The sequence below is a fragment of the Nocardia elegans NBRC 108235 genome (assembly GCF_001612845.1).
Taxonomy (GTDB): domain Bacteria; phylum Actinomycetota; class Actinomycetes; order Mycobacteriales; family Mycobacteriaceae; genus Nocardia; species Nocardia nova.
Genome location: NZ_BDBF01000013.1, coordinates 75,749 through 101,268, shown reverse-complemented (window position 1 = coordinate 101,268; position 25,520 = coordinate 75,749). Strand labels below are relative to the sequence as shown.

Annotated in this window: 31 protein-coding genes; 16 read left to right on the top strand and 15 right to left on the bottom strand. The window is 67.7% G+C overall.

Features of this window, described 5'->3' with window-relative positions; all coding sequences use genetic code 11:
- The first annotated feature begins 16 nt into the window (after positions 1 to 16).
- From NE2_RS11270 to NE2_RS11250, 5 genes are all read left to right on the top strand, one after another.
- Entirely contained in the window at positions 17 to 274 is a 258-nt protein-coding gene (locus tag NE2_RS11270) for an acyl carrier protein (protein WP_030515841.1), read from the top strand.
- A complete protein-coding gene (locus NE2_RS11265; protein WP_063025876.1) occupies positions 271 to 1,221 on the top strand; it encodes an aromatase/cyclase in 951 nt (316 codons plus the stop codon). The genes NE2_RS11270 and NE2_RS11265 overlap by 4 nt, the downstream gene beginning before the upstream one ends.
- Positions 1,218 to 2,150: an MBL fold metallo-hydrolase gene (locus NE2_RS11260; protein ID WP_063025875.1), complete on the top strand. Its 933-nt coding sequence runs from the start codon at positions 1,218 to 1,220 to the stop codon at positions 2,148 to 2,150. The genes NE2_RS11265 and NE2_RS11260 overlap by 4 nt, the downstream gene beginning before the upstream one ends.
- A gap of 65 nt (positions 2,151 to 2,215) precedes the next feature.
- Positions 2,216 to 3,427: an FAD-dependent oxidoreductase gene (locus NE2_RS11255; protein WP_373862243.1), complete on the top strand. Its 1,212-nt coding sequence runs from the start codon at positions 2,216 to 2,218 to the stop codon at positions 3,425 to 3,427.
- 25 nt (positions 3,428 to 3,452) lie between these two features.
- Positions 3,453 to 4,214, top strand: coding sequence for an alpha/beta fold hydrolase (locus NE2_RS11250; protein ID WP_030515845.1), 762 nt, complete (start codon positions 3,453 to 3,455; stop codon positions 4,212 to 4,214).
- Here NE2_RS11250 and NE2_RS11245 read toward each other — a convergent pair.
- The gene (locus tag NE2_RS11245; protein WP_030515846.1) at positions 4,193 to 4,564 is read right to left on the bottom strand and encodes a winged helix-turn-helix transcriptional regulator; all 372 of its coding nucleotides are present in this window, start codon (positions 4,562 to 4,564) and stop codon (positions 4,193 to 4,195) included. The two genes, NE2_RS11250 and NE2_RS11245, sit on opposite strands and share 22 nt — an antisense overlap.
- Positions 4,565 to 4,657: 93 nt before the next feature.
- Here NE2_RS11245 and NE2_RS11240 point away from each other — a divergent pair, with 93 nt between their 5' ends.
- Both NE2_RS11240 and NE2_RS11235 read left to right on the top strand, forming a co-directional pair.
- Positions 4,658 to 5,152 (top strand): luciferase domain-containing protein, encoded by a 495-nt coding sequence (locus NE2_RS11240; RefSeq protein ID WP_063025873.1) that lies wholly within the window; start codon positions 4,658 to 4,660, stop codon positions 5,150 to 5,152.
- Between the two features lie 29 nt (positions 5,153 to 5,181).
- Entirely contained in the window at positions 5,182 to 5,571 is a 390-nt protein-coding gene (locus tag NE2_RS11235) for a lipocalin-like domain-containing protein (RefSeq protein ID WP_063025872.1), read from the top strand.
- Here NE2_RS11235 and NE2_RS11230 read toward each other — a convergent pair whose 3' ends face one another.
- Positions 5,572 to 6,078, bottom strand: coding sequence for an acetyl-CoA carboxylase biotin carboxyl carrier protein (locus NE2_RS11230; RefSeq protein WP_084493962.1), 507 nt, complete (start codon positions 6,076 to 6,078; stop codon positions 5,572 to 5,574).
- Positions 6,079 to 6,093: 15 nt separating this feature from the next.
- A complete protein-coding gene (locus tag NE2_RS11225; RefSeq protein WP_063025870.1) occupies positions 6,094 to 6,876 on the bottom strand; it encodes an SDR family NAD(P)-dependent oxidoreductase in 783 nt (260 codons plus the stop codon).
- Between the two features lie 186 nt (positions 6,877 to 7,062).
- On the opposite strand from NE2_RS11225, the gene NE2_RS11220 reads away from it, so the two are divergent.
- The 4 genes from NE2_RS11220 to NE2_RS11205 all read left to right on the top strand — a co-directional run bounded on the left by NE2_RS11220 (position 7,063) and on the right by NE2_RS11205 (position 10,004).
- Positions 7,063 to 7,482: a nuclear transport factor 2 family protein gene (locus NE2_RS11220; protein ID WP_063025952.1), complete on the top strand. Its 420-nt coding sequence runs from the start codon at positions 7,063 to 7,065 to the stop codon at positions 7,480 to 7,482.
- Positions 7,483 to 7,514: 32 nt separating this feature from the next.
- Positions 7,515 to 8,126 carry a malonic semialdehyde reductase gene (locus NE2_RS11215; protein ID WP_063025869.1) on the top strand — a complete coding sequence of 204 codons (612 nt, stop codon included), beginning with the start codon at positions 7,515 to 7,517 and terminating at the stop codon, positions 8,124 to 8,126.
- 147 nt (positions 8,127 to 8,273) lie between these two features.
- Positions 8,274 to 9,038, top strand: coding sequence for a sigma 54 modulation/S30EA ribosomal C-terminal domain-containing protein (locus NE2_RS11210; protein ID WP_063025868.1), 765 nt, complete (start codon positions 8,274 to 8,276; stop codon positions 9,036 to 9,038).
- Positions 9,039 to 9,047: 9 nt separating this feature from the next.
- Positions 9,048 to 10,004, top strand: coding sequence for an acyl-ACP desaturase (locus tag NE2_RS11205; protein WP_063011996.1), 957 nt, complete (start codon positions 9,048 to 9,050; stop codon positions 10,002 to 10,004).
- A 1-nt stretch (position 10,005) separates the two neighbouring features.
- Here the strand turns inward: NE2_RS11205 and NE2_RS11200 are convergent, their stop codons facing one another.
- The 3 genes from NE2_RS11200 to NE2_RS11190 all read right to left on the bottom strand — a co-directional run bounded on the left by NE2_RS11200 (position 10,006) and on the right by NE2_RS11190 (position 11,932).
- The gene (locus NE2_RS11200; protein ID WP_063025951.1) at positions 10,006 to 10,683 is read right to left on the bottom strand and encodes a PAS and ANTAR domain-containing protein; all 678 of its coding nucleotides are present in this window, start codon (positions 10,681 to 10,683) and stop codon (positions 10,006 to 10,008) included.
- A 69-nt stretch (positions 10,684 to 10,752) separates the two neighbouring features.
- Complete coding sequence (locus tag NE2_RS11195) at positions 10,753 to 11,187, bottom strand: hypothetical protein (RefSeq protein WP_063025867.1); 435 nt, start codon at positions 11,185 to 11,187, stop codon at positions 10,753 to 10,755.
- Positions 11,188 to 11,566: 379 nt separating this feature from the next.
- Entirely contained in the window at positions 11,567 to 11,932 is a 366-nt protein-coding gene (locus NE2_RS11190) for an STAS domain-containing protein (RefSeq protein WP_063909364.1), read from the bottom strand.
- Positions 11,933 to 12,176: 244 nt separating this feature from the next.
- Between NE2_RS11190 and NE2_RS11185 the strand changes: the two genes are divergently transcribed.
- Positions 12,177 to 13,556 (top strand): ABC1 kinase family protein, encoded by a 1,380-nt coding sequence (locus NE2_RS11185; protein ID WP_063025866.1) that lies wholly within the window; start codon positions 12,177 to 12,179, stop codon positions 13,554 to 13,556.
- On the opposite strand, the gene NE2_RS11180 is transcribed toward NE2_RS11185, so the two are convergent.
- Positions 13,537 to 13,875, bottom strand: coding sequence for a hypothetical protein (locus tag NE2_RS11180; protein WP_063025865.1), 339 nt, complete (start codon positions 13,873 to 13,875; stop codon positions 13,537 to 13,539). The genes NE2_RS11185 and NE2_RS11180 overlap by 20 nt on opposite strands.
- A gap of 241 nt (positions 13,876 to 14,116) precedes the next feature.
- Positions 14,117 to 15,334: an esterase/lipase family protein gene (locus tag NE2_RS11175; protein ID WP_063025864.1), complete on the bottom strand. Its 1,218-nt coding sequence runs from the start codon at positions 15,332 to 15,334 to the stop codon at positions 14,117 to 14,119.
- An 835-nt stretch (positions 15,335 to 16,169) separates the two neighbouring features.
- Here NE2_RS11175 and NE2_RS11170 point away from each other — a divergent pair.
- Complete coding sequence (locus NE2_RS11170) at positions 16,170 to 17,444, top strand: PucR family transcriptional regulator (RefSeq protein ID WP_233429741.1); 1,275 nt, start codon at positions 16,170 to 16,172, stop codon at positions 17,442 to 17,444.
- Between the two features lie 93 nt (positions 17,445 to 17,537).
- Here the strand turns inward: NE2_RS11170 and NE2_RS36225 are convergent, their stop codons facing one another.
- The 4 genes from NE2_RS36225 to NE2_RS11150 all read right to left on the bottom strand — a co-directional run bounded on the left by NE2_RS36225 (position 17,538) and on the right by NE2_RS11150 (position 19,964).
- On the bottom strand, positions 17,538 to 17,972 hold the full coding sequence (locus tag NE2_RS36225; RefSeq protein ID WP_267888179.1) for a serine hydrolase: 435 nt from the start codon (positions 17,970 to 17,972) through the stop codon (positions 17,538 to 17,540).
- A gap of 52 nt (positions 17,973 to 18,024) precedes the next feature.
- Positions 18,025 to 18,447 carry a VOC family protein gene (locus tag NE2_RS11160; RefSeq protein ID WP_063025862.1) on the bottom strand — a complete coding sequence of 141 codons (423 nt, stop codon included), beginning with the start codon at positions 18,445 to 18,447 and terminating at the stop codon, positions 18,025 to 18,027.
- A 53-nt stretch (positions 18,448 to 18,500) separates the two neighbouring features.
- A complete protein-coding gene (locus NE2_RS11155; protein ID WP_063025861.1) occupies positions 18,501 to 19,247 on the bottom strand; it encodes a helix-turn-helix domain-containing protein in 747 nt (248 codons plus the stop codon).
- Positions 19,248 to 19,340: 93 nt separating this feature from the next.
- On the bottom strand, positions 19,341 to 19,964 hold the full coding sequence (locus tag NE2_RS11150; protein WP_174553928.1) for a TetR/AcrR family transcriptional regulator: 624 nt from the start codon (positions 19,962 to 19,964) through the stop codon (positions 19,341 to 19,343).
- 195 nt (positions 19,965 to 20,159) lie between these two features.
- Here NE2_RS11150 and NE2_RS11145 point away from each other — a divergent pair, with 195 nt between their 5' ends.
- Both NE2_RS11145 and NE2_RS37035 read left to right on the top strand, forming a co-directional pair.
- The gene (locus NE2_RS11145) at positions 20,160 to 20,894 is read left to right on the top strand and encodes a nuclear transport factor 2 family protein (protein WP_063025859.1); all 735 of its coding nucleotides are present in this window, start codon (positions 20,160 to 20,162) and stop codon (positions 20,892 to 20,894) included.
- 181 nt (positions 20,895 to 21,075) lie between these two features.
- Positions 21,076 to 21,477, top strand: a complete 402-nt coding sequence (locus NE2_RS37035; protein ID WP_233429740.1) for an MlaD family protein — start codon at positions 21,076 to 21,078, stop codon at positions 21,475 to 21,477.
- A gap of 187 nt (positions 21,478 to 21,664) precedes the next feature.
- On the opposite strand, the gene NE2_RS11140 is transcribed toward NE2_RS37035, so the two are convergent.
- A complete protein-coding gene (locus NE2_RS11140) occupies positions 21,665 to 22,132 on the bottom strand; it encodes a MarR family winged helix-turn-helix transcriptional regulator (protein ID WP_218018589.1) in 468 nt (155 codons plus the stop codon).
- Between the two features lie 43 nt (positions 22,133 to 22,175).
- On the opposite strand from NE2_RS11140, the gene NE2_RS11135 reads away from it, so the two are divergent.
- Positions 22,176 to 23,087: an alpha/beta hydrolase gene (locus tag NE2_RS11135; protein ID WP_063025857.1), complete on the top strand. Its 912-nt coding sequence runs from the start codon at positions 22,176 to 22,178 to the stop codon at positions 23,085 to 23,087.
- A 67-nt stretch (positions 23,088 to 23,154) separates the two neighbouring features.
- On the opposite strand, the gene NE2_RS11130 is transcribed toward NE2_RS11135, so the two are convergent.
- Together NE2_RS11130 and NE2_RS11125 are read right to left on the bottom strand one after the other, a co-directional pair.
- The gene (locus tag NE2_RS11130; protein WP_030515869.1) at positions 23,155 to 23,574 is read right to left on the bottom strand and encodes a DUF1003 domain-containing protein; all 420 of its coding nucleotides are present in this window, start codon (positions 23,572 to 23,574) and stop codon (positions 23,155 to 23,157) included.
- Positions 23,575 to 23,907: 333 nt separating this feature from the next.
- Positions 23,908 to 25,458: an MFS transporter gene (locus tag NE2_RS11125; protein ID WP_084493960.1), complete on the bottom strand. Its 1,551-nt coding sequence runs from the start codon at positions 25,456 to 25,458 to the stop codon at positions 23,908 to 23,910.
- Positions 25,459 to 25,520: the final 62 nt, after the last annotated feature.

Here is a 25,520-nt window from a genome sequence, read left to right as displayed (position 1 = left end):
CACTCAGGAGCAGATCATGACCATCACCATCGACACCCTGCGCCGAATCCTCGTGGCCTGCGCCGGCGGCGACGAGGACGCCCCCGAACTCGCCGGTGACATCGCCGAGGTCGAGTTCGAGGAACTCGGCTACGACTCGCTGGCCCTGATCGAAACCGCCTCGCGTATCCAGCGCGAGTTCGGAGTGACGGTCCCCGAGGAACAGCTCATCGACGTCAAGACTCCGCAGGAGCTGATCGACATCGTCAACCAGCAGCTGGCGGGTGTGGCATGACCATCCGCACGACTCACACCCGTGTCGTCGAGGCGCCCGCGGACGAGGTCTACGGGCTGGTCGCCGACGTCGGGCGCTGGCCGGTGATCTTCGAACCCAGTGTGCTGGTGCGGCATCTGCACCGCGGCGCCGACGAGGAACGGTTCCGGCTGTGGGCGACGGTGAACGGGCAGGTCACCGACTGGACCTCGCGCCGGACCCTGGACCCCGCCGGGCGGCGCATCACCTTCGAGCAGGAACGCAGCCGGGCGCCGATCGCCTCCATGGGCGGGCAGTGGACGTTCCACGAAACCGGTCCGCGCACAACGACTGTCACACTCGATCACCACTTCACCGTGGCCGACGGTGTGGATCCGGACGTGATCACCGGCGCGGTCGACCGCAACAGCGTGGCCGAGCTGGCGGCGCTGGCTCGGATCGCCGAGCTGGGGCATCCGGTCGACGACATCATCGTCACCTTCGAAGATCGCGTGACCCTGGACGCGACGGCAGCCGAGCTCTACGACTTCGTCTATCACAGCGACCGCTGGCCCGAGCACGTTCCGCACGTCGGCCGGGTGGACCTCACCGAGGACGCCGACGGGGTGCAGCTGATGGAGATGGACACCGTCACCGAAGGCGGGATCCCGCACACCACCCGGTCGATCCGGATCTGTGTCCCGGCCGAGCGCATCGACTACAAACAGCAGCTGCCACCCGCGATGCTGTTCGGGCACAGTGGCGCCTGGGAATTCGCCGACGATCCCGCCGGCGTGGTGGTCACCGCCCGCCACACGGTGGCGATCAACCCCGCCGCCGCGCGCGAAATCCTCGGCCCCGGAACCGGACTCGCCGAGGCGCGCGCCTATCTCGGCGAGGCCCTCGGCACCAACAGCCGCAACACCCTGCTGTGCGCGGTGCGATACATCGCGGCCCGCCACGCCGAATCCGCGAAAACCCCGTCATGACCGCGACCGGAAGTCCGCGCCTGGCCGAACCGGTGGTGCAGGAGGTGGCCGAGGGTGTCTTCGCCTACACCCACGGCCACGGCGGCTGGTGCGTCAGCAACGCCGGCGTCGTCGCCGGGCCCGACGGTGCGCTGGTGATCGACACGCTCGCCACCGAGGACCGCACCCGCGGCCTGATCGAGCACGTGGATCGGGTCGCCGGCGGGCCGGCGCGCACCGTGGTCAACACCCATCACCACGGCGACCACAACTTCGGCAACCATCTGTTCGGGCCCGCCGCGGTGCTCATCGGACACGACCGGATCCGCGCCGAGATGATCGAGACCGGGCTGGCCCTGACGCAGTTGTGGCCGCAGGTCCGGTGGGGCGACGTGCGAGTCACGCCACCCACCGTCACCTTCTCCGACCGGCTGACCCTCCACGTCGGCGACCGGCGGGTCGAGCTGATCCATCCGGGTCCGGCGGCGCACACCACCAACGACGTGGTGGCGTGGCTGCCCGCGGAGAAGGTGCTGTTCGCCGGGGATCTGGTGATGTCGGGCGCGGCACCGTTCTGCTTGTTCGGTTCGGTCGAGGGCACCCTCGCCGCGGTCCGGACGCTGGCCGGGCTGGGCGCGGAAACCGTTGTGGCGGGTCATGGTCCGGTCACCGGACCGGAGATCTTCGATCAGACGATCCGGTACCTGGAGTGGATCATCAGGTTGGCGCTCGACGGCCGGGCATTGGGGCTGACTCCGCTCGGCATCGCCCTCGAGGCCGATCCCGGCGAGTTCGCCGATCTGGTGGATGCCGAACGGGTGGTCGGCAATCTGCATCGCGCATATGCCGAGGCCGACGGCGCGGCGCCGGGGGCGCCGCTGGACGTGCTCGCCATCTTCGACGAGATGGTCGGCTACAACGACGGCCGACTACCGGCGTGCCTGGCATGAGCGAGCGCAGCGAGCGAGAGGTCGGCACAGCCGAGCGGGAAACGGGCACGGCCGAGACCGTGGATGTGTGTGTGGTCGGCGGCGGACCGGCGGGACTGGTCACCGGTGTGCTGCTGGCCCGGGCCGGAGCGAAAGTTCTCGTGCTGGAGAAACATCCGGACTTCCTGCGCGACTTCCGCGGTGACACGGTGCATCCGTCGACGCTGACGGTGATGGACGAACTCGGACTAGCCGAGGAGTTTCTCCGGCTGCCGCATGTGCGGGCGCCGCAGCTGCCGATGGCGACCGCGATGGGGCCGGTCGTGTTCGCCGACTTCCGCCGGCTTCCCGGCCGGTTTCCGTTCGTGGCGTTCATGCCGCAATGGGACGTATTGAACTTCCTCGCCGAAACCGGTCGCCGGTATCCGGGATTCCGTCTGCTGCAGCGGGCGGAGGTCACCGAACTGCGCGAGTCCGGTGGCACCGTCACCGGCGTGCGCGCTGCCACCCCGGACGGTCCGCTCGAGGTGCGGGCCCATCTCGTGATCGCCGCCGACGGACGCAATTCGCTGGTGCGCACCAGCGGCGCGCTCGCGGTGGCGGCGAGCCGGGCACCGATGGACGTGTTGTGGTTCCGGGTGGGCAAACCCGCGGGCGAGAGCCTGCCGACGGTTCGCAGCGGCAAGGGCTTCTTCATCGTCTGCATCGATCGCGGCGACTACCTGCAGGTCGCCTACATGATCCCCAAGGGCGGATTCGAGGCGATCCGAGCCGGTGGGCTGCCCGGGTTCCGGGCGCAGCTCGCGGCCATCTATCCGGTGCTGGCGCCGGGGCTCGAGGCCGCGATCCGCGACTGGGACGATGTGAAGCCGCTCGATGTGCGGGTGGACCGGCTGCGGCACTGGTGCCGGCCCGGTCTACTGGCGATCGGTGATGCCGCGCACGCGATGTCGCCGGCGGGCGGTGTCGGTATCAACCTCGCGGTCCAGGACGCCGTCGCCGCCGCGCGGCTGCTGGCGCCCACACTGGCCGCGGGCGGTGTGCCGAGTCTCGCGCAGTTGCGATCGGTGCAGCGTCGCCGCGAATTCCCCATGCGGGTGGTGCAATTCGCGCAATTGCGGCTACTCGCCGACCTGTATCCGAACGCCGGAGGACCCACCACCGACAAGCCGCTGCTGGCCCGGCTGCTGCGTCGCTTCCCCGGACTCTCGCACGTGGTGGCACGGGTGATCGGCCTCGGGATCCGGCCCGAGCACGTCCCGCCCGCACACGGCGACCAGCTCGTTTCCAGTACCTGATTCCCCACACCCAGGAGGACCTGTCGTGTCGACCTATCTCCTCGTTCACGGCGCGTTTCACGGCGGCTGGGCTTGGCAGCGGGTGACCCCGCTGCTCACCGCGGCCGGCCACCGTGTCTTCGCGCCCTCACTCGCCGGTATGGGCGAACGCGCCGACGAGCTCACCCCCGACGTGGGACTCGACACCCACGTCGACGATCTCGCCGAGCTGATCGTCGCCGAGGATCTGCGGGAGTTGATCCTGGTGGGCCACAGCTATGCCGGGATCGTCGTCACCGCGCTCGCGGACCGGTTCCCGGACCGCATCGCCGAGCTGATCTACGTGGATACCTTCGTCCCACGAGACGGCGAAGCCGTCGCCGACATCATGCCGGAGATGGTCGAGGCGTTCACCACCGCGGCCGCCGCCGTGGGAGACGGCTGGCGCGTGCCCCCGCCGACCGAGCCGATGGGTGACAGCGGAATCAACGGCGTCACCGAGGAACCCGACCTGAGCTGGGTGGCCTCGATGCTGACGGCCCAATCGCTGAAGACGTTCCACCAGCCGCTGACGCTGCGCAATCCGGACGATCTGGCACTCGTTCCCGTCACCCACATCCACTGCAGTGAGGGCGGCGAGGCCTTCAAGGCGATGCGCGCGGCTATGCCTCGGACCCTTCCCCCGGCCGACCTGCCCGCCGAACGGCTCGAGATCCTGCCGACCGGGCACGACTGCATGATCACCATGCCGCGTGAATTCGCCGGGCTGCTGTTGAAATTCGCGTCTCAGCCGTCGCCCGCGTCGTAGGCGGCGCGAGCCGCCAGCACCTCTGCCAGGTGCTCGTTCGACCACCGCGCGAGACCGTCGAACAACGGAGTGAGGGTGCCGGCCAGCGCGGTGGCCGCGTACTCGACGCGAGGGGGGACCTCGGGATGGTAGGTGCGCTGCACCAGACCGTCGCGTTCGAGCTGGCGCAGCCGCTGGGTCAGCACCTTGGGCGTGACGCCCGGAATGCGTTGCTGCACTTCGTTGAAACGCATCCGCCCGTCGTGGATCAGCACCCACAGCACCTGGGTGGACCAGCGGCCGAAGAACAGGTCGACCACCGGGGAGATCGGGCACGGATCCGCGACGGGCGGCGGCGTGACGGGCGTCATGAGCACTCCTGGGCACTTTCCATTTGGTAACTACTATACTTTGGAAACTACTGTGTGACCAGAAGCCTTCACCGGCGCGAGAGGAGCACAGTGATGACTGCGACGGCACCCTACGGAAACCTGCGCCTGCCCCGGCGGCGCGGCGAACGCCCGCTCACCCGGCCACACAATCCGCATCAGCAGCTCACCCAGAATCCGGACGTCCGACTCCAGGAAGCGCTGTGGGCGCGCATGGCCACACTCGATGGTGTGCTGGCGGCCCGCAGTACGGTCTCGCTGCCCGACACCCGCGCCCTGCATCTGCACCCCGATCACGCGCACGGCCCCGAGGACGCCTTCCTGGCCGGCACCGAATTCGCCCACCTTCACGGGCACGCCGACGGCAGCCTGCATCTGCGCCTGCCGGAAACCGCTGCCGCCGAGGCCGTTTCGGCCGGCTGGGCAGAACAGCATCCGATGGCCCGCGCCGGCGTCCTGCCGGCGACGCTGCTGATGGTCTACGGCCCGCGTGACGCCGACGAACTGGAACAGGTCTGGCAACTGGTACGCGCCTCCTACGACTACGCCCGCGGGAACGCTCGAGCATGATTCGAGCGGCGGCACGCATCGTGAGGACCATGACTGCGACTGATCTCGTCGGCACCTGGGAACTGCTGTCCTACTACGACATCGACGACGCGGATGTGCGCAGCGAAGGGCCACTGGGCCCGGCGCCGCGCGGTCTGCTCATCTACACCGCACAGGGCTCGGTCTCGGTGAGCATGATGCGCACCGGCGACACCGCCGCGGCGAACACGTTCATGGGCTACGCCGGAACCTGGCGCACGGCGGGAAAGGCGGTGGTGCACGCGATCAGCGTCTGCTCCAATCCCGCCTGGGCCGGCACCGAGCAGGTACGCCAGATGTCCCTCGACGGTGACGTGCTGACGCTGATCGGCACCGCACAAGTGGACGGGCGGACCCAGCGCCGCATTCTCACCTGGCGCAGGTCCGCCCGCCCGTGCTGATCACTCCGGCGAGTACGAGAACAGAGGTTCGTCGAATTGCACGGATTCACCGTCCTGTTTGAGGATCGCGGTGACGACCCCGCCCACCTCGGCCGTCACCGGGATCATCAGCTTCATCGCCTCCACGATGCCGACCTGACGCCCCGGCGACACCCGGTCGCCGACCGCCACGAACGGCTCGGCACCGGGCTGCGGGCTCCGATAGAACACGCCCACGCTGGGTGCTCGGATGACCGGATCGGTCACCGGCACCTCGGTCGCGACGTCGGTTGCGAGGGCCGGGGCCGGTGCTGCGCCGGCACTCGCGCCCGCCTCCCCCGAGCCCTGCGGCCACTGCGCCTCCACGGTCACCTCACCGACCTGGATCCGCAGGCCGCTGGGCTGGGCGGGGAAGCCGGCCAGCAGCCGCAGCGCACCCGACTGGATGGCGTCGAGTATCTGCAGGTAGTCGTGCTGGGCTGCGTCGAGTTCCGGTGTGGGCGTGACGTTTTCGTCCATTGTTGTCATGACGGCGCTCCGCGGTCAGTAGTTGCCCAGGCCGCCACAGACATTCAATGCCTGTGCGGTCACGGCGGCGGCGGCCGGCGAGATCAGGTAGTCGACCATCGCGGCCACCTCGTCGACCTGGACGTAGCGGCCGATCGGCACCCGGGCGCTCACCCGCGCGTGCACCTCGTCGGTGTCGACACCCCACAGACCCGAATACACCTCCCGAACCCGTTCGGCCATCGGCGTTTCCACGAATCCGGGGCAGACCGCGTTGACCGTGATTCCGGTCTTGGCCAGCTCCAGCCCCAGCGCCTTGGTGAAGCCGACGACCCCGTGCTTGGAGGCGGAATAGGGCGCGCCGTGAAGCACACCCTGCTTACCGCCGGTCGAGGCGATGTTGACGATCCGGCCGCTGCCCCGCTCGAGCATGCCACCGGCGGTGAGCGCGGCCTTGGTGGCGTAGAAGACGCTGTGCAGGTTGGTTTCGATCACATCGAGCCACAGCTCGTCCTCGATCTGCGCGGTCACGCCGCCGCCGCTGCGGCCGGCGTTGTTGACCAGGATGTCGACCGGCCCGAACCGCCGTACCCCGGCGTCGACGTACTCCCGGATCTGGGCGGCGTCGCGGACGTCGCAGCCCACTCCGTCCACCGCGAACCCGTCGTCCTGCAACTGCTTGGCCGTATCGGCCACCCGCTGCTCGTCCCGGGCACAGATGAACACCGCAACACCCTGTGCCGCCAGGTTTTTCGTGATCTGCAAGCCCATCCCGCTGGTCGCTCCGCTGACCAGCGCTACGCGCTGACTGTCCGCCATATCTCCTCCATCGGTGCTGGATCCGGTTACGCCGGCCCGTCCGGCCACCAGCGTCGCGAAAGGCCCTATAAGACCGGTCAAACCGGTGCGGGCTCGACCGAATCTCGAGTGCCGTCGGCGACCGTGGAGCGCGATCGAGGTCCGCCCGGAATCCCGGCGGCCACACCGTCTTCCGAGGAGCCGTCCATGACCACTGTCGCCAGCCGCGCCGAGCTGTACGCCGAGGTCCAGCAGTTCTACGCCGATCAGATGCAGCGCCTGGACAACCGCGACATCACCGGTTACGCCGAAACCTTCACCGAGGACGCCGAATTCGAGCACACACCCGGCCGCCCGCCCGCGCGCACCCGCGCCGGGATCGTGTCGGATCTGGTGGAGTTCCACAAGCGCTTCGACAGCGATCCGATGCAGCGCCGCCACTGGTTCAACATGATCAACCTCTCCCCGCGCGACGACGGGAGCATCGTCGCCACGATGTACTGCCTGGTGGTCAAGATCCGGCCCGGCGCGGCGCCGGAGATCGCGCCGAGCTGTGTGGTGCACGACGTCCTCGTCCGCATCGACGGTGAACTGCGCACACGCTCCCGCCGCGTCACCCACGACTGACCGAAACCTCCACCCCGACAAGGAGTTACGCTGTGAGCACCGCTCAGCCCACCCCCCACCTCACCCTCGCGGCCGAAGCCCAGGACCTGCTGTTCCGCACGGCCCGCACCGCCAACACCTTCACCGACGAGCCGGTGAGCGACGAGCAGATCCGCGACATCTACGACCTGGTCAAATACGCTCCGACCTCGATGAATCAGCAGCCGCTGCGCATCGTGCTGGTCCGCGGCGCCGAGGCTCGCGCCGCCCTCGTCGAGCACATGCTCGACAACAACAAGCCCAAGACCGAGAAGGCGCCGCTGACCGCGATCCTGGCCGCCGACCTCAATTTCCACGACCACCTGCCCAAGGTCTTCCCGCACGCACCCGACGCCAAGGACTACTTCGCCGACGACGTCTACCGGGCCGAATCGGCGCGGTTCAACGCGCTGATCCAGGTGGGCTACTTCATCCTCGGCATCCGCGCGGCGGGGCTGGCCGCCGGTCCGATGAACGGGTTCGACGCCGCCGGTGTCGACAAGGAGTTCTTCCCCGAAGGCACGCACAGCGCCCTGGTCGTGGTCAATATCGGCAAGCCGGGCCCCGACGCCTGGTACCCGCGCTCCCCGCGGCTGGACTACGACGAGGTCGTCACAACCGTCTGACCTCCGCCCGCCCGAAGCCCGATCGGAATTTCCGATCGGGCATTTCGTGCTTCCTCGAAGGGACTTTCGACCCTTGGGCGCCATCCTCCGCGTCGGCACAGTTGTCGTGCGTCGAAACGGGTCGGGTGAGCGAAAGAGGGCGAGCGGGTGTTACGGGAATCTCAGGCATGGTCGTCGGAAGCGTTCCCGGACATCGTCATCTTCACCCGCGGGCCGGTACCCGCCCTCGAGGCAGAACGCGTGGCCGGGGCGGTGGGTCGGCTGCTGGCGCGCCACACCGTCACCGGCGGCGCCCGGGTGCGGGTGACCGCCGCTCCCGGCGAGACCGAATCCCTGCTGGTCCAAGTGAATCTCGCACTACCCGATCGCCCGGTCCGGATGCAGGTGCGCACCCGCGGGCCCCACGAGGTGCTGTCGGTGGTGGTCCGGCTGGAACGGCAGCTCACCGACCCGGCCGTCCGGGAGTGGCCGGATCCGGCCCGACCGGCGCTGGCCGACCCCGGCGTCGGAAAGATCGTGCGCCGCAAGGCATTCCCACTCGACACCCTGCGCCCGAAGTCGGCCGCGGCGACGATGGACACGCTCGACTTCGACGTGCACCTGTTCGTCGACGCCGAAACCGGTGAGGATGCCGCCGTCTACCGGGCCGGCCCCTCGGGACTACGGCTCGCGCGCCGATCCCGGATGCATCCGCCCTCCGATACCGGCGGCCGGATCTTCACCGTGCACTCGCGTCCGACACCCATCCTCACCGAATCCGCGGCGGTGGAGCGGCTGTGCGAGCACGGCCTGCCCTTCCTGTTCCACATCGACGCCTTCACCGGGCGCGGACATCTGTTGTACCGCCGCTACGACGCGGATCTCACCCTCGTCACACCCTGTGCCGAGGTCGCATTCGACACAGAAAGGTAGATCACCAGCGTGGCACGAGAGTTGACGCAACGGGAAATCCTCACCGAACTCGAACCGGTCGCCGCCACGGCACTGGACCGGCATCTGTCGATGGTCAAGGAGTGGCATCCACACGACTACGTCCCGTGGGACGCCGGTCGCAACTTCGCGATGCTGGGCGGAACCGATTGGGAGCCTGGGCAATCCACGCTCAGCGAGGTGGCGAAGGCGGCGCTGGTGACCAACCTGCTCACCGAGGACAACCTGCCCTCCTACCACCGCGAGATCGCCGAGAACTTCTCTCAGGACGGCGCCTGGGGAACCTGGGTGGGCCGCTGGACCGCCGAGGAGAACCGCCACTCCGTCGTGCTGCGCGACTATCTCGTGGTCACCCGCGGCGTCGACCCGGTCGCGCTCGAGAACACCCGCATGACCCATATGACCAACGGCTTCACCCCGGGGGTGGCCCGGCTGCTCGACGGCGAAGCGGGGTTCCTGTATTCGGTTGCGTACGTGAGCTTTCAGGAACTGGCCACCCGCGTCAGCCACCGCAACACCGCCAAGGTGTGCGACGATCCGATCGCCGACCGCATGCTACAGCGCGTCGCGCTCGACGAGAACCTGCACATGATCTTCTACCGCACTATGTGCGCCGCCGCGTTGGATCTCGTTCCCGATCAGGCGATGACGGCCATCGACCTCATCGTCGAGAACTTCAAGATGCCCGGCGCCGGAATGCCCAACTTCCGCCGCAACGGAGTGCTGATGGCCAAACACGGCGTCTACGATCTGCGCCAGCACTACGAGGACGTGCTCGAACCGGTGATCCGGCAATGGAACATCTTCGGCCGCAACGACTTCGGCCCACGCGGCGAACAGGCCCGGGAACGACTGGGCGCCTTCCTGGAGAATATGGAACTGGTGCAGATCCCGCGCTTCGAGGAGCACCGCGATCGATCCCTGGCCCGCGAGCGGGCCCGCGCCTGATTCAGCGGGGATGGCGCGGTATGCGGGTGTGAGCGGTGAGCAGCAGGTGGTCGAAGACCGTGAGCGTCCGCGGCTGCGCTTCCGGAAGCGTCTCCAGTTCGGCGACCAGCTGGGCGGCCAGGTCGCGAAGTTTGGTGTTGGTCTCCTGCGAACGCCAGGACAGGATCTTGAACGCCTGCTCGGCATTGACCCGATACATCCGCATCAGCACACCCTTGGCCTGTTCGATCACCGCGCGATGCTCGATCACGTCGGGCAGGGCCGCCGACAGGGTTTCGCGCTCGCTCTCGGCCAGGGTCTCGGTGAGGTCGATGTAGAACCCGCCGGTACCGATGACAGCTCCGGCGTCGTCGTAGAGGCGGTCGGCGACCACCATCACGTGATGCACCTGTCCCGCGGTGTCGATGAACCGGTGCCGGCTGGAGAACGATTCACCCAGATCGACCGCGCGGGCGATGCGCGCCGCCACATCGTCGCGGTCGTCGGGATGTTTGTGGGAGAGCAGCAGCTCGGTGGTCGGCACCACGCTGCCGGGGGTGTAACCGTGCATCCGGTACACCTCTTCCGACCACTCCCAGCGCCGTGTCGCGAACCAGAACCGGAAGGATCCGACCCGCGGCACACTGCTCGGATCGACCGGTGCCGTTTCTTCGGCCGTCTGATCGTGTTCGTTGTCCATGCCGTTGCGCCGCACGAAACAATTATGGCCGGTGGAGATCGTTGCGATGGTGCGGTCCGCGACGACTGTTCACATAAAGGGCCAAAGGTCCGCGTCGCGGTGGGTGGTCTGCGCCAGCCGGGGATCGTCGGCCGAACGCAGCCAGCGGACCGGCACCCGGATCGGTTCGATCGAGGGCAGGCACGCCACCCGGCCGGTGCGGTCCACGAGCGATCCCACCATGCGATATCCCTGCTTCGGCGCCAAGCCCAGCGCCGCGGCCTGGTCGTCGGTGAGCGTGACCTCGGTGTGCGAGCGTTCGATGAGACGCAGTCCCTCGACCGTCACCGGATCGGTGTCGTAGTCGACGTTGGAGACCGTGAGCCGGAACCGGGCGCCGGTGAGCAGGCTCGCCACCCACATCGATGTGCCCAGTCGCTCGCGGTCGGGATAGCGGGCGGCCGGCAGTCGATGCGGGACCAGCACTACGTAGGTATGCCCGATCTCCACGTCACGGGCGCGCATGGCTTCCAGGGTCGTCCTCCCGGCGTCCCCGTGCAACGTTGCCGTTACAAGGCTCGCCGCGCGGGCATAGTGTGTGGTGCATGACGGAGTCCGCCGCCCGGCGCGCGGGTGAGCGCGCCGCACAGGCAGCCGAGCGGGCCGAGGAGTCGGCCGCCACCGCCGCGACCGAATAGCCCATCGACGCTGGGTGGGTCACGTCACAACGCGGCCCGGAAATAGCTCGCCGGGTGTCACGGTTGTATCGGCTGTCGGCGTCCGGACAGCCCCGGGCCGCACCCTTCAGTCGCTTCGAGCGACCACCCGCCGAGAGGCGCTTGTGGGACGTCGACCTCATACGGACGCCGCCGGGAACGCCACCCGGCGGCGTTCTGCTGTCGGCTCAGCGAGCGGTGACGCCGGCGCTAGCCAGATCGTCGTACACCGAGACCATCCGGTCCAGACCGGTGACCTGGATGACACGTTTGGCCGCCCCGGACGCGACCACCCGCAGCCGCCGGGGAGTCACCGTGGTCGCGGCCGCGTGCAGCACGCTCAGACCGGCCGAACCCAGGAAACCCACTCCGGACAGATCGATGACCGGCGCGGCCTGGTCGGCATCCTCGAACGCCTCGCTCATCCGGTCCAGCACACTCTGCAGCTGGTCGGCCGTCATCGCGTCGACATCGCCGTACGCCGATATGACGAGCGCACCGCCGGTCCGGTCGACCTCGACGCTCAAGCCGCTGTCATCCACCAAGACACTCATCTCCTCGTCACCGCCATACATCACATTCGTATACAACCCCCGCCGCGCGAGCCCAAACCTCTTTTTTTCTCCGCCTCGGCCGCGGCTGTGTGCTGTTCCGACGTCGGCCGCGCATTTTCGTGATATCCACGCGAGTGGATCCGAACGGCCGAACACTCGCGGGCGGGCCGGTAGCTTGGCCTCGCCTCGCCCCCACTCGGTCCGGCGCGGCGAGCGGCAGGTCCGAACCGATGGAGGTTTAGCAGTGAGCAACCGGGTTCCCCACGGCCGTATCTCGCGCGGCAGCAAGATGGGCCGGCTCGCTGCGGGACAGGCACTGCGCGGGGTCGGCACTCGGCTGTCGATGGTGGGCCGCACCGAAGAAGCGCGCCGGCGCTTGAGCGAACGCTCGGCGATGCAGGCCGCCCAGCAGCTGGTCACCGTGCTCGGCGGGATGAAGGGCGCGGCGATGAAGCTCGGGCAGATGCTGTCGGTGCTCGACCTCGACCTCCTCCCCGAAGAACAACGCGAGATGTTCCGCACCAAACTCGCCCAACTGCGCGATCAGGCCCCGGCATTCCCGTTCTCCGCCATGCGCGCGGTGATCGAGAACGATCTCGGCCCGATGGCGCGGATCTTCGCCGACTTCGACGAAACGCCGATCGCCGCCGCCTCCATCGGGCAGGTCTACCGCGCGCGACTGCGCGACGGGCGAGACGTCGCGGTCAAGGTCAAATATCCCGGCGTCGACCGCGCCGTCGAAGCTGATATGCGCAACCTCATGATGATCAGCCGCCTGTGGAAGGCGGTCCTGCCCAGCGCCGCCGACGAAGAGGTGCTCGCCGAAATCGCCCGCAACATCGGCAGCGAACTCGACTACCTTCGCGAGGCCCGCACCCAGCACCACGTCGCGACCCGCTACCGTGGCCATCCCTACATCAGCGTGCCCGACAGCATCGAACACTGTTGCGGCCCCAATGTTCTGGTTACCGAACTGGTCGACGGCGAACCGTTTCAGCACATGCGATCCCTGCCCGACGCCGATCGCACCCGCATCGGTGAGCTGATCTACCGCTTCTACATCACGTCCCTGTTCACCGACCACGAGTTCTGCGGCGACCCGCATCCGGGCAACATCCTGCTCACCTCGGACGGACGACTCGCCTTCGTCGACTTCGGGCTCTACACCGCCATGAGTCCCGCCGACGTCGAACTCGAACGCGAGATCATCCGCGCCGCAGGCGAATACCGCGCCGAGCACATCTACCACTCGTGGGTCGCCCAGGGCATCGTCGATCCCGACGCCGGAGTCACGCCCGAGGAATGCCTCGGCTACATCTGGGCCGCGACCGGCTGGCACCTGATCGACGAGGACATCACCGTCACCCCCGAATTGGCCACCAGCGCAGTCGTTCTCGCCGTCGACCCCCGCGCGGCCGAGTTCCGCGGCATGCGCCACCAACGCCTGCCACCCGAGCACGTGTTCTCCCGCCGCGCGGACCTGTTCACCTATGCCGTACTCGGACAACTGCACACCACCAACAACTGGCATCGCCTCGCCCGCGAATGGCTCTACCACGAACCACCCGCGACCGACATCGGCGCCGATATCGCCCGCTGGCGGTTCACGGCACGATCGTCGTGATCGGCACCGCGCCGGGATAGCCTCGGTCGCGGGCATACCAGCACAGGAAGCCGTCGGTGTCGGCCGACAGATCGGTCACCCACCAGCGTTCCATCCCGTCACACAGATCCATATAGGTGCAGCAATCGCGCAATTCCGCGAACGAACCGCGCTGCCGCGCCGCACACACGAGCGCCGCGACGATCCGCCTCGCCGGAGGATGCCCGTAGACGACCCAGCCGTATCCGTCCTCGAGCGGCTGGAGCCGGACACCGTAGAAGTGGCGGCCGAACAAACGACCGACCGTGGAATCGATTGCGTAGCAGTGCACATCGCGCATGGGCACCTCCGAATTCGTCGTCGACGCCGAACGCCGCCACGGCCGCGCGGTATCGGGCCTGGAGAGCCGAGATGCCCACCGGGTGGTGGTCGATCCACCCGGTGGGCACGGCCGCCGCGCTGGGACGGCTGCGGTGGGGAGTGTCGGTAACACCCACCGCTGTCCCGCGGCGGAGGGTGCCCGCCGGCGCGCCGGAAGGTCCACGACTCCTCCCACACACCGGCGAGCGGGCATCAGGGGGTCACAGTTTGCCGCCTCCACCCACCAGCCACGGGTTGAAGCTGCAGGTCAGCGCCGGAGTCTGGGCCGGATCGAGGGCTTGCAGGATGATCGACAACACTCGCGGCGAGTACATCATGGTCAGGTGATCCGACACGTCCTGCTCGCATCCGTCCTGCAGGGTGATGTTGTCGACCGTCGCACCCGGGCCGGGCTTCAGGAACGTCAGATCGTAGGGGTTGGTGATCTCGTCGTAGCGGCTGCCGACCACCGTGTAATCCACGCCCGGCACGGTGTCGCCGCCGGCGTTGAGCTGGTTGACGAAATCCGAGCCGATCGTCTGCTGAATGCCCGCGTGACCGACGAAGATCTCCACCAGACCCAGCACGTCGATGCCGAGATTGTTGATCATCCGGCCGAGCGCGCCGATACCGTCCAGTGAGGTGCCGTGGTTGGTGGCGCCGAAGGTCATCATGTGATGCACCTTCGCCGCACCACCGTCGAATTTCAGATACCAGCGCGACATCGCACCGCCCTGGGAGTGGCCGACCAGATTCACCTTCTGCGACCCGGTCGCCGCCAGCACCCGATCCACGAACTGCGCCAACTGCTTCGACGAATCCTGGATGTAGCCGGTGCCGTTGGTACCCGGCAGCACCGACCCCAGACCGCCACCCTGGATCAGGTTCGATTTGCCGTAGTTGAACGTGAACACGCAGTAGCCGGCGTCGTGGATCGGCTGGCTGATGTAGGAGAAGTTGTCGTAGGCGTTCTCCCACGTCCCGTGCACCAGCACCACCGGCTCCGGATGCGCCGCGGTCGGTTTGCAATTCCAGTCGTTGGTCCCCGGCGGCGCGACATCCGGATGCAGCAGCCCGTAGCCGAAGGCGGCCAGGAACGAACTCTGCGCCGGACCGTAACCGACTGTGTCGCTGGATGTTCCACCCGACGAGCCCGAACTCGAGCCGGAGCCGCCGTAGCAGTCACCGGAGCCGTTGCCCGAGCCCGCGCCACTGCCCGAGGTGCAGGCCGAACCGGTGCCCGAGCTGCCGCTGTCGGCGATCGCGTGGGCGGACGGATTCTTCAACCCGTGCGTGATCATCTCCGCGAGCTGCTGCTCCTGCTGCTGATCACCGACCGGGTCGGCGCCGGCCCCGGCGCCGGTCAGCCCCACGGTGAGCGCGGCAGCCGCCGCGACAATGGCCGCACTCGTACAACTGCGGCGAATACTTTTCTTCATGGTGTTCCTGACATCGTCGAATTCGCTGCCCGGAAAGTCGCCGATCGACGTTTCCAGAATTCGCGAGCAAACGCTACGGAGACAATCGAGCGAGCGGCGACGGTTGTGGTGATGTCTTCATGGGTTCACGAAACTATTCAGGGCCCGCCATGAATCCACACAGTCGGTTCGTTCGGGGCCGGGGATATGGCGCGAGGGATATGCGAGGGCTTGCGGGAATTCGGTGATCACGGGTCGGGCGTGCATTCTTTCCGACGCGGTCACAGCTGCGACTCGACACCGGAAGTGGGATTCGAACGTGCTTCGGACGGCTCGGATCACTCACCGCGTCTCGGCACTCCGCGCCGGCACCGACGACCCTGTCCGCCGGCGAAGCCACCGATCTCGCACTGGTCGCGGGATCGGCCACCCCCGAACGCCTTTCGCGCGGGAAGCGATCGATTCCGGTGGCCTGGTACCGATTCCAGCGCGATGCGGTAGCGACGTGATGCGAGCGGGCACCAGATCGGCACGGACGACGGCCCGCGGGACAACTGGGCACCGGGACAACTGGACGCCGGGAGGCCGGACGCCGGGACGCTAGGGAGGCCGGGAGGCCGGGACGCGAGCTTCGTGCAAGAAGTGAGCAGTGGGACAATTATGCGCGTTCGACACTCTCGAATTCGCGCGTATTCCGACCATTTTCGCACTTCAGAGCGTTGTCGTATACCAGCAGCACGGTCTGCGAATCCGAGTAGAAGGTGAGCGAGAACTCGCATTAATCTTCGATTCCTGGACCGGCGGCAACGTGCCGGCGGCCGGACACCACCCCGCAGTCGTGACGAGGAGGTCACCCGTGACGATCCGATCAGCGCCGGAAACTTCGATCGCGCACGCCTCGAGCACCGGGCTCATCACCGCCGACGACGCCGAACGTCTCGCCGATCTCCTGCTTTCGCATCTGCGCACGAAGATTCATCCCTTCACCGCACTGCCGCGCCCACTGCTCGACGGGGACGTGAAGGCCGTGATCCGCGTATGCATGCGGTGGGCGAGCGAACGCGGCAGTGCGCCCGCAACGGCCAACCCGGCGACGTTTTTGCAGGTCGCGGCAGCACGATGGGCTCGCGCCGACATGCCGATCGAGAAGGTGCTGCACGCGATGCACGTCGCGTTCGCCGAAGCCCTCGAGGTTGTCGTCCCGCGCTCGGGCGAGCCCAGTGGCGCCCGCGTCATCGCATGGGCAACGGCCGCGGTGGAGTTGTCCGACCTGTGCACCGGCGCCATCAGCAGGGCGTACGTGCGCGAACTGAAAGCCGCCTCCGGCGACCACCACACCGCCGCGCACACGCTCACCTCGGCGCTGCTCGCCGGGCAAGCGAGCTCGAAAGTGGCGCGGGAATGCGGCATTCCGATCGCCGACGAGTACTACGTGCTCGCCGTCCGGGCGGCCCCGCATCCGGACGAGAACCGCCCGGGTCTCGATCGGCACGTGGTCGCCGGCCGCAAGCTGCGCCGCATCCAATCGGCGCTGACCCGCCAATTCCAAGACCGCGCACTGGCGATGCTGTCGGTGGACGGCGGGACCGTTCTGTTGCCCTCCGGCGTCTGCACCGAACCCGAACTCGCCCGCGCCGTCGAGGTGGTGACCGACTATGCCGCGGCGCCGGTCACCGCGGTCGTGACCCGATGCGCCACCGACGCCATCCCCGCCGCCGCGCGGCGAACTCACGAACTTCTCGACACCACCGAATCCCTCGGAATCGGCCCCGGACTACACAAATTCGACGACCTGGCGCTGCAATACCAATTGACCCGCCCCGGAATCGGCCGCCGAATATTGGAAAATCGCATCGCCCCGCTCGACGATCACCCCGAACTTCTGCGAACGCTGCACGTATTTTTCCACACCGATATGAATCGGCGGCGTACCGCACGGCAATTGAATATCCATCCGAACACCATCGATTACCGGCTCCGCCGAATCGGGCAATTGACGGGTTTCGACCCTTCCCGCAGCCAAGGTCTGTGGTATCTGCGCTCGGCACTCATCGCCCGTGCCTCCGGCACCCCGTTGACAGCCGCACCGGAGTTCCCGGCTCCGGCGGAACAGCCACGCCGCTCCGCCTGAGCCCGCACGCGCCTGGTGATCAGGCGCCGTGGTCGATGCGCAGCGTCGGCAGTTCGGGCCACATTCCGGCGTAGCGCGGCCGCCCCATTCCGGTCAGGCTCCGGCGCACACCGCGGCGTCGAACACGTGCTGCAGGGCTGCGGCGGAGGCGGCATCGGTGGGTCGCTGATCGGCGACCACGGTCACCGCGCGGCCCGTGGCCGTCACCCCCGCATAGGTGCGAAAGCCTGGGATCGATCCGCCGTGCCCCCACACCTGGGTCTCGCACGGTACTGCCAGCCGGGCCAGGCCGAGTCCGTAGTCCATACCGGCGGGCCGGTTGGTGAGTGGTTCGGTGTCACGCCGCATCTCGGCCAGTTGGGTCGGCGCCACGAGTTTTCCGGCGAGCAGCGCGGTGAAGAATCGGTTCAGATCCTCGCCGGTGGAGACCAGCGCACCGGCTGCTCCCGCCCAGGTGGTGTCCAAGCGCGTGACATCGACGCGGGCGCCGTTGTCGTATTCATAGCCGTGTGGGTGCGGATCGCGCAGCCCGAGCCCTCGACCGTCTCGATGAGTTCGAGTCCGATGACCGCCGCCGACGTCACCCCTGGGCGGCAGTAGTGCCGTCGCCCATGGCGGCCGGGTCGTAGGCCAGCAGTTCCCAGCAGTGACCGTCCGGGTCGTCGATCGCCCGGTTGTACAGCCAGCCCATGTCCTGGGCCTCCCGCGGTTCGGTGGCACCCGCGGCCAGCGCCGCGTCGGCGAGGCGGTCCACTTCTTCACGCGACCCGGCGGCCAGCGCGTTGATCACTTCGATCGGACCGTCCGCGGTGTCTCGCTTGGTGAAGGTCGCGAATGTCTCGCGCGTCATCAGCTGCACCACGACCGCGTCGGCGAAGACCACCTGGGCGGAGGTGTCCCCGGTGAAGTCCGGGTTGATCGTTCCCCCCATCGCCGTGTACATCTTCTTGCTCGCCTCCAGGTCGGTGACCGGCAGGTTGACGTAGATCTGCGTGAATGCCATGACGTGCCTCCAAAAGTGTTCGGTGTGCCGGGCTTCCGGCGTCACCGCACAATTTAGGGGCGCACCTCGACCTCGGTCTTGTACAGGAGCGACAGCATCTCCTCGTCGTCGGCGCGCCGCAGCTGGGACGCTGTGCGGCCGGTGAACCGCGTCAGCGAACGCGCCAGGTGTGGCTGGTCGTGATACCCCGCCCGCTGTGCGACTTCGACCGCCGGCACCCCTTGCCGCAGCAGCAGCACGGCCTGCCTCGCCCGCTCGATCTGCCGGATCGCACCCTGCGTCAGCCCGGTCGCCGCGGCCACCCGCCGCTGCACCGATCGCGGGGTGACCAAAGTGGTGCCATCACCACGCAACACATCGGTGACCAGTGGATCACGCACCAGCAGTCCGGCCCGAACCAGGCGGTCGACAAAAACGTCGGCATTGTCGTAGGCCGGGATTTCCCATTCCTCGCCCTGCAGCACAAACGAGCGGGCGGTGGTGTGCGGACTCGACACCGCGGTGTCGACCAGCCCCGGCACCGGCATCGGCGCCAGAAACGCACCGTGGCGGAAGATGATTCCGAGCGTCTCACCTGTACCCGGCCCCAGCTCCACCACCGTGGGACCGGTCTCGGGACCGCGGACCGAAACGTGCGTCTGCCCACCGCCGCGCCACACGACGAGCTCCCAGTTCGAATTGGCGACGGACCGCATCCGCGCCGGTACCGCCCCGGCGACCGGCCCGGCCCGATAGACCAGCTCGACATAGGCGGAATCGGACGGGCGCAGCTCGATACCATCGGCCGGTTCGAAGCTCACGGCCAAGAAGCTAACACGGGGCAGGCGCGCCCGAAGCCGGTAATCACGGCCGGCGTGCCCGGCCGATCCCGAAGGAACAAGGCGTGCGGTCGGTCAGCTTCCGAGGCCGACGCCGAGCAACGCGGTCACGATGCCGACACTGACATCGACGAGCCGGTCTCTGTCGATCGTCAGGTGCGCGTCGGTCCATTCCAGGTATACGGCCGTCAGCGCGCCGGCCAACGCGGTGCCGATGGTTGCGAGGGCGGCGTCGCTACTGGCGAACAGCGCCTCGGCGCCACTGCCGAGAAGCGGCGCCACCGCCCGCACCGCCTCGGGTGTGCGCTCGGTGATGTGCTGACGCAGCATGTCGTCGGCCAGCGGCTCCCGCAGCAATACCCGCGCCCGGCGCGGATCCTCCTCGAAGAATTCGGCGCACGCTTCCAGCGCCGCCCGGATCGCCGCCTGCGGATCGGTACCGGGTGTGATAGCCGAAAGGCGTTGCCGCAGTTCGCCTTCGACGCGATCGTAGACGGCGGTGACGAGCGATTCGCGACTGTCGAAACTTTCGTAGAAGTAGCGAGGGCTCAGATTCGCCTGCCGAGTGACCGCGCGCATGGTGACCGCGCCGGCGCCTGCTGTGCCGAGCAGGTCGAAAGCGCAGTCGAGCAGTTGCTCGCGACGTTCGTCCGAACGGTCCTGCAGCGTCTGGCCGCGCCAGAGTTTGGGAGCACTCACCGATCCATCCTCGCATCCGCCACGGACACGTATTGACATCATGTGATTCTACATGAATCATATGATTCACCTTGACCGGCTCGGGACTGCGACGCCGTGGGCGACTCGTCGTTCATCGCGGTACCGAGATTCCTGGTGGTACACGCCCCCGCTCACAGGAAGCGGCGGTGCATTTGTCGTGGTGAAAGGGTGTTCATGTTCAACGAGGAACAGTTTCAGCAGGCTCTGCGGCAGCCGCGGTTGTCGAAGCCGGTTCCGGAATTCCTCAGTTCCAATCGGGCAGTACCGATCCGGGCGATCCCCGAAGCCGAGCTACAAGCCACCACCCTGCAATGGTTCGACGACTTCGAACGCAAACTCGAGCTCTACAAGGGCTTCGGCGTCGACGTCAGCTGGCTGATGGAGTGGGCGAAGAAGTACTGGTGGAGCTTCCTGGTCCGGGATATGAGCATCAACGACGAGCTCTACGCACCCGACATCCGCTACACCGACGTCACGACCTTCGGACGCACCATCGTCGGCATCGACGAATTCGTCGAATACAACTTCGCCTTCTTCGACGCCATCCCCGACTGGCGCTACGACCCGCTACCGAATCAGGTGTATCTGGATGTGACGCCGGAAGGAACCGTGCGCACCGTCATCCGGTACATCGGTAGCGGACACTGGACCGGGCCGCTGCGGCTGTACCCCTACGACGAGTCGGCGCCGGTCATCTACGGCAACGGGCGTTTCATCCAGTGCCCGGCGGTCGACCGCTACCACTTCAACACCGACGGACTCATGGTGGAAGGCGAGACCCTCTACGACTTCCTCGACGCCACCCAGCGCGGCGGCATTCTGCCCCGAGACGACAGCTGGCAGTTCCGGGCATTGATGGCCGCGTCGAAGATCCCCGCCGTGTTGTCCCGATTCGGGAACAAGGCGTAACGGGCGCCCGGGGCGGGGGGCCTGTCCAGGCCACTGACGGGTTTCGGCGTGTTCGCCGTCGTCGCGGTCCTGGTGACCACAACGATCTGGAATACGCTCGCCCGCACCGTCTCCGGCCCCACCAACACCTATTCGGCGACGTCCTCGGACTACAGCCGGCGACGACGTCCGCGTCGCCGGTGTGCGAGTCGGCAAGGTCGCCACGATCGCGCTCGACCGAAACAACCACGCCGCGGTCACATTCATCCTCCAGCGCGGGGAGACCGTCTTCGGCGACACCAGGGCATCGGCGCGCTACCAGAATCTGCTCGGCCAACGGTATGTGGCGCTCGAACCCGGCGAGGGCAACCCCGCCCCGCTTCCCGACAACGGATCGATACCGCTCGAGCAGACCGAGCAGTCCTTCGATATCTCCGGTCTGCTCAACGGTTTCCAGCCGCCATGGCCGACATGCTCACCCAGGTCGAGCCGAAAATCGCTGCCGCACAGGATGCCACCACCAACGCTCTCACCGTCCTGCTGGCCAACGGCGCCCGACTCGACCACACCGCGGTGGACGCACAGAACATCTTCGCCGACATAGGTAAATTCAGCAGCGACGGCACCTACGGCAACGGCTTCGTCTGCAGCCTCGACATCTCCCTCTACGGCCTACTGCTCCCCCGCGGCCTCATCTTCCCGAATCGGCGGAGACTCCCACTCCGCCACCGGCCGCTGACGCACGCGGCGGGGGTGCCGCGGTCGCGGCATGGCATCGAGGGGACGGGCGATCAGCCGGTGGGCGTGCCGATCTGGTTGCGCTCCAACGTGACCCGTAGTTCCGCGATGACGCGGACGGTGTCGGGGGAACCGTCGACAATGTCGCCGATCAGCTCGGCGAGGCCGGCCGCGACCGTCTGCTCCGCCGCGTCGAAGAGCCGCGCGCCGTCGGCGGTCAGGGCCAGCAGTGAGGACCGGCGATCGGACGGATTCGGTTGCCGCACAACCCATCCCCGCGCCTCCAGACGGTCGACGCCCTTGCTGGTCGCACCGACTCCGATGGCGAATTCGGCGGCGAGGTCGGCGACGCGCGATCCCGGCCGATCACGCAGGAAGCGCAGGAACTCGAACTGTGAGGTGACGATCCCGTGCCGCTCACGCAGACGGTCGTTGAGGGCGTTGTACAGACGCGTCTCGCACCGCACCAAGTCGGCGAAGAAGCGGGTGAGGTCGACGTCATCGCCCGATTTATATTCCACGACATATAGTGTAATGGAATCTACTTCCGGGAGGAGCACAACCATGAGTGAGCGACAGCGGGCCCTCGTCGACGCGATGCTGCGGCAGCCGCGGCCCGCGGGCCCCCGGTCCGTCGAGGCGCTGCGCACCGGCTTCGCGACGCTGATGGCCCGGATGATCGTCCCCGCGAACATCCACACCGCGCCGACGACGCTCGGCAACCGACCCGCACTGCGGGTCGAGCCGGACGACGAGCCCGGCGCCGCGACGATCCTGTACTTCCACGGCGGCGGCTTCGTCTTCGGCTCCCCGGAGACCGCGCTGTCGCTGACCGGACAGCTCGTGGCCAAGACCGGCTTCGCGTCCTACTCACTGGACTATCGGCTCGCACCCGAGCACCCGTTCCCGGCCGCGATCGAGGACACCCTCGCCGCCTACCGGGCCCTGCTCGACACCGGAATGGATCCTTCGACCATCGCTTTCGCCGGTGACTCGGCAGGCGGCGGCCTCACCGTCACCACCTGTCTGGCCGCCCGCGACGCGGGCCTGCCGCTGCCCGCCGCCATCGTCGCGTTCTCCCCCGGCCTCGACGCCACCCGCACCGGCGAAAGCATGCACACCAAGGAAGACGTCGATCCGATCTTCACCCGGCAGGCCGTCGAACACACCGGGGCCATGTACCTCGCCGGCGCCGACCCGCATCAACCCCTGCTCAGCCCCGCGGTCCTCGCCGACCTCACCGGCTTTCCCCCGATGCTGATCCAAGTGGGCACCAACGAGATCCTGCTCGACGACTCGACCCGCCTCGCCGCGCGGGCTCGGGCGGCGGGAGTGGACATCATCCTGGACGTCACCGCCGACGTGCCGCACGTGTTCCAGGCCTTCGCGGGCATGCTCGACGAAGCGGACGAGGCGCTCGACCGCGCGGCCCTGTTCCTCACCCAGCACACTCACACCAGGACACAGGCGCACTGATCAGCGAACGATCCGGTCGGCGGCGTCGGCCAGGTCAGTGCAGCCTCACGCAAGGACGGCTGCACTATCAAGGCTTCTCGGCGCCGCCGGATACCTTCTCGTCGATGATGATCCTGCGATGCAACTCGGTGGTCATCTCGTGAATCGCACGGGTGAGCTCGGTATTGGTCTTGAGTTCCAACTCTTCCTCGGCGAAGTCGTGGTCGGCCTTCAACTGCTGGAACTCCGCCGCGCGATTCTGCCCGATCATGACGAACGTCGACAGGAAGATCGCCTCCAGCGACACCACGAGCGTCAGTGTCGGCCACGGGCTGTCCTCACAGAAAAGCATCCAACCGGCGAACCCCGCCGCGTGGAGATAGACGAACGGCATCGACCCGGCGAACCGCGTGATCCAGTCGGCCACCCGCAGCTGCCAGTTGTCTCTCCGCTTGGCCCGGAAGTCGACCACAACGGGATGCTGGTCGCCACGCGGTGGCTGTGACATGGAGAGCTCCTCTGCGAAATCAGGCGATGACGGCCGCCTCCGAATGCTATCCGCGCCCGGCGAGTGCTGTGACTCGGCCGAAGGCTCCGGCCGGAGGCCAGTGAGACCGACCCCGAGATATCGTCCGCGAACACTATGCGGCCGTTGACCAATCGGATCCGGGAATGCCACTGAAGCTCGAAGGAGTTCGGGTTACGCGCGATCGTGACTGTGAACACGGGGGCGACATGTCAGTTCATGCCGAATGCGTAGGTGGCACCGGAGTTGTTGCGTCCGGTTTTCGGTCGTGTGGCAGGGATTCGGTGGTGGCGAGTCGCCGTGAAGCGTTGTCGGTCAGGCGTTGTCGTGGTTTGTGGCCGTTCGATGGTGTCGTCCGGGTGCCCAGATGGTGAGAGCGATCGCGGTGATGAGGGTGAGGGCGGCGAGGGTGAGGGCGGTGAGGTGAAGGCCGTGGAGGAATGCGGCGCGGGAAACTTCGAGTAGTGGTTGCGCTCGGGGTCCTACTCGGTCGGCGAGTTGTGTTGTGGCGGCGAGGGAGTGGGCCAGCGGGGTGCGTGCGGGTTCGGGGATGTGTTCGAGGGCAGGTGTGACGGTGGACCGGTACCCGGCGGCGAGGACGGTGCCGGCGACGGCGATGCCGATGGCGGCGCCGATCTCGCGGGCGGCGTCGTTGACGGCGGCGGCGACGCCGTGGTGATCGGCGTCGGTTTCGGTGATGATGGCTGCGGTGGCCGGTGCGGCGGCCAGGCCGAGACCGAAGCTGATGACCAGCAGTGGAACGAGAACTCCCGGATAGCCGGAGGCGGGTGTTTGTCGGCTCATCAGCAGTAGTCCGGCGGTGAGAGCGATGAATCCTGCCGTGGTGGGCAGACGCAGTCCGTAGCGGGCGGCGAGTCGCGGGGAGAATATCGACAGGGCGACCACGCCGGCGCCCATGGGCAGGACTGCGAGTGCGGAGCCCAGTGGGCTGTAGCCGAGCATCAACTGCAGGTATTGCACGTTGATCAGGAACAGCCCGAAGGTGACCAGGAATTGGATCGTGATCGAGACCGCACCGGCGGAGAATCCGCGCCGGGCCAGCAGCCGCAGTTGCAGCAGCGGTGAGCGCACCCACAACTCGGTGACGACGAAGGCCACCGTGGCGACGGTGGCCCCGGCCATGGCGGTCAGGATCCAGCGGTCGCCCCATCCACGGTCGCCGGCGGCGATCAGTGCCCACACCAGCATGCCTATCGCGGCGATCGAGGTGATCGCTCCGAGTGGATCCAACCGGATCGTGGTTGCCGCTCGCGATTCCTGCAGTGAGAACGCTGCCGCGAGCAGTATCACCGCTGCGACCGCAAGTCCGCCGAAGATGGACTGCCACGACCAGTGCTGCAGCAATAACCCGGACCCGACCAGGCCCAGCATGCCGCCGACGCCCGCGAACCCGGCCCACATACCGATCGCCCGGGGTGCGGACCGCTCGGGGAATCCCGCGGTGATCAACGACAAGGTCGACGGCATCACCATCGCCGCCCCGGCGCCGGCCACCACCCGAGCCGCGATCAGGCCGGCCAGTGCCGAAATGAACAGCGGAACGGCGGAGGCGATGGCGAATACCCCGAGCCCGGCGATCAGTACCCGGCGGCGGCCGTAGCGATCGCTGATCGAACCCGCGGGCAAGACCAGACAGGCCAGGGCCAGGGTGTAGCCGTCGACGATCCAGGTCGCCTGCACCTGCGTGGCGCCGGTGTCGGTCGCCAGCGCGGGCAGCGCCGTGTAGAGGGCGGCCATCGCGGCGATGACCAGGGCGACCGCCAGACACGACACGACCACGGTGCGCCACCGACGCCCCGACCATCGGAGCACCTGTGTGTCCGCTTCCTGCGTGAGTGACGCCATTCCGGTCTCCGTTCACAGCTCAGCGGCGACTCGGGAGCAGGCGCCGCGCACAGCTCCACCGT

What these genes read in the sequence shown, in the direction of transcription:
- NE2_RS11270 (WP_030515841.1), top strand. Translation starts at nt 17, where the DNA reads ATGACCATCACCATCGACACCCTGCGCCGAATCCTCGTGGCCTGCGCC.
- NE2_RS11265 (WP_063025876.1), top strand. Translation starts at nt 271, where the DNA reads ATGACCATCCGCACGACTCACACCCGTGTCGTCGAGGCGCCCGCGGAC.
- NE2_RS11260 (WP_063025875.1), top strand. Translation starts at nt 1,218, where the DNA reads ATGACCGCGACCGGAAGTCCGCGCCTGGCCGAACCGGTGGTGCAGGAG.
- NE2_RS11245 (WP_030515846.1), bottom strand. Translation starts at nt 4,564, where the DNA reads ATGACGCCCGTCACGCCGCCGCCCGTCGCGGATCCGTGCCCGATCTCC.
- NE2_RS11240 (WP_063025873.1), top strand. Translation starts at nt 4,658, where the DNA reads ATGACTGCGACGGCACCCTACGGAAACCTGCGCCTGCCCCGGCGGCGC.
- NE2_RS11235 (WP_063025872.1), top strand. Translation starts at nt 5,182, where the DNA reads ATGACTGCGACTGATCTCGTCGGCACCTGGGAACTGCTGTCCTACTAC.
- NE2_RS11230 (WP_084493962.1), bottom strand. Translation starts at nt 6,078, where the DNA reads ATGACAACAATGGACGAAAACGTCACGCCCACACCGGAACTCGACGCA.
- NE2_RS11225 (WP_063025870.1), bottom strand. Translation starts at nt 6,876, where the DNA reads ATGGCGGACAGTCAGCGCGTAGCGCTGGTCAGCGGAGCGACCAGCGGG.
- NE2_RS11220 (WP_063025952.1), top strand. Translation starts at nt 7,063, where the DNA reads ATGACCACTGTCGCCAGCCGCGCCGAGCTGTACGCCGAGGTCCAGCAG.
- NE2_RS11200 (WP_063025951.1), bottom strand. Translation starts at nt 10,683, where the DNA reads ATGGACAACGAACACGATCAGACGGCCGAAGAAACGGCACCGGTCGAT.
- NE2_RS11195 (WP_063025867.1), bottom strand. Translation starts at nt 11,187, where the DNA reads ATGCGCGCCCGTGACGTGGAGATCGGGCATACCTACGTAGTGCTGGTC.
- NE2_RS11190 (WP_063909364.1), bottom strand. Translation starts at nt 11,932, where the DNA reads ATGAGTGTCTTGGTGGATGACAGCGGCTTGAGCGTCGAGGTCGACCGG.
- NE2_RS11180 (WP_063025865.1), bottom strand. Translation starts at nt 13,875, where the DNA reads ATGCGCGATGTGCACTGCTACGCAATCGATTCCACGGTCGGTCGTTTG.
- NE2_RS11175 (WP_063025864.1), bottom strand. Translation starts at nt 15,334, where the DNA reads ATGAAGAAAAGTATTCGCCGCAGTTGTACGAGTGCGGCCATTGTCGCG.
- NE2_RS11160 (WP_063025862.1), bottom strand. Translation starts at nt 18,447, where the DNA reads ATGGCATTCACGCAGATCTACGTCAACCTGCCGGTCACCGACCTGGAG.
- NE2_RS11145 (WP_063025859.1), top strand. Translation starts at nt 20,160, where the DNA reads ATGTTCAACGAGGAACAGTTTCAGCAGGCTCTGCGGCAGCCGCGGTTG.
- NE2_RS11135 (WP_063025857.1), top strand. Translation starts at nt 22,176, where the DNA reads ATGAGTGAGCGACAGCGGGCCCTCGTCGACGCGATGCTGCGGCAGCCG.
- NE2_RS11130 (WP_030515869.1), bottom strand. Translation starts at nt 23,574, where the DNA reads ATGTCACAGCCACCGCGTGGCGACCAGCATCCCGTTGTGGTCGACTTC.
- NE2_RS11125 (WP_084493960.1), bottom strand. Translation starts at nt 25,458, where the DNA reads ATGGCGTCACTCACGCAGGAAGCGGACACACAGGTGCTCCGATGGTCG.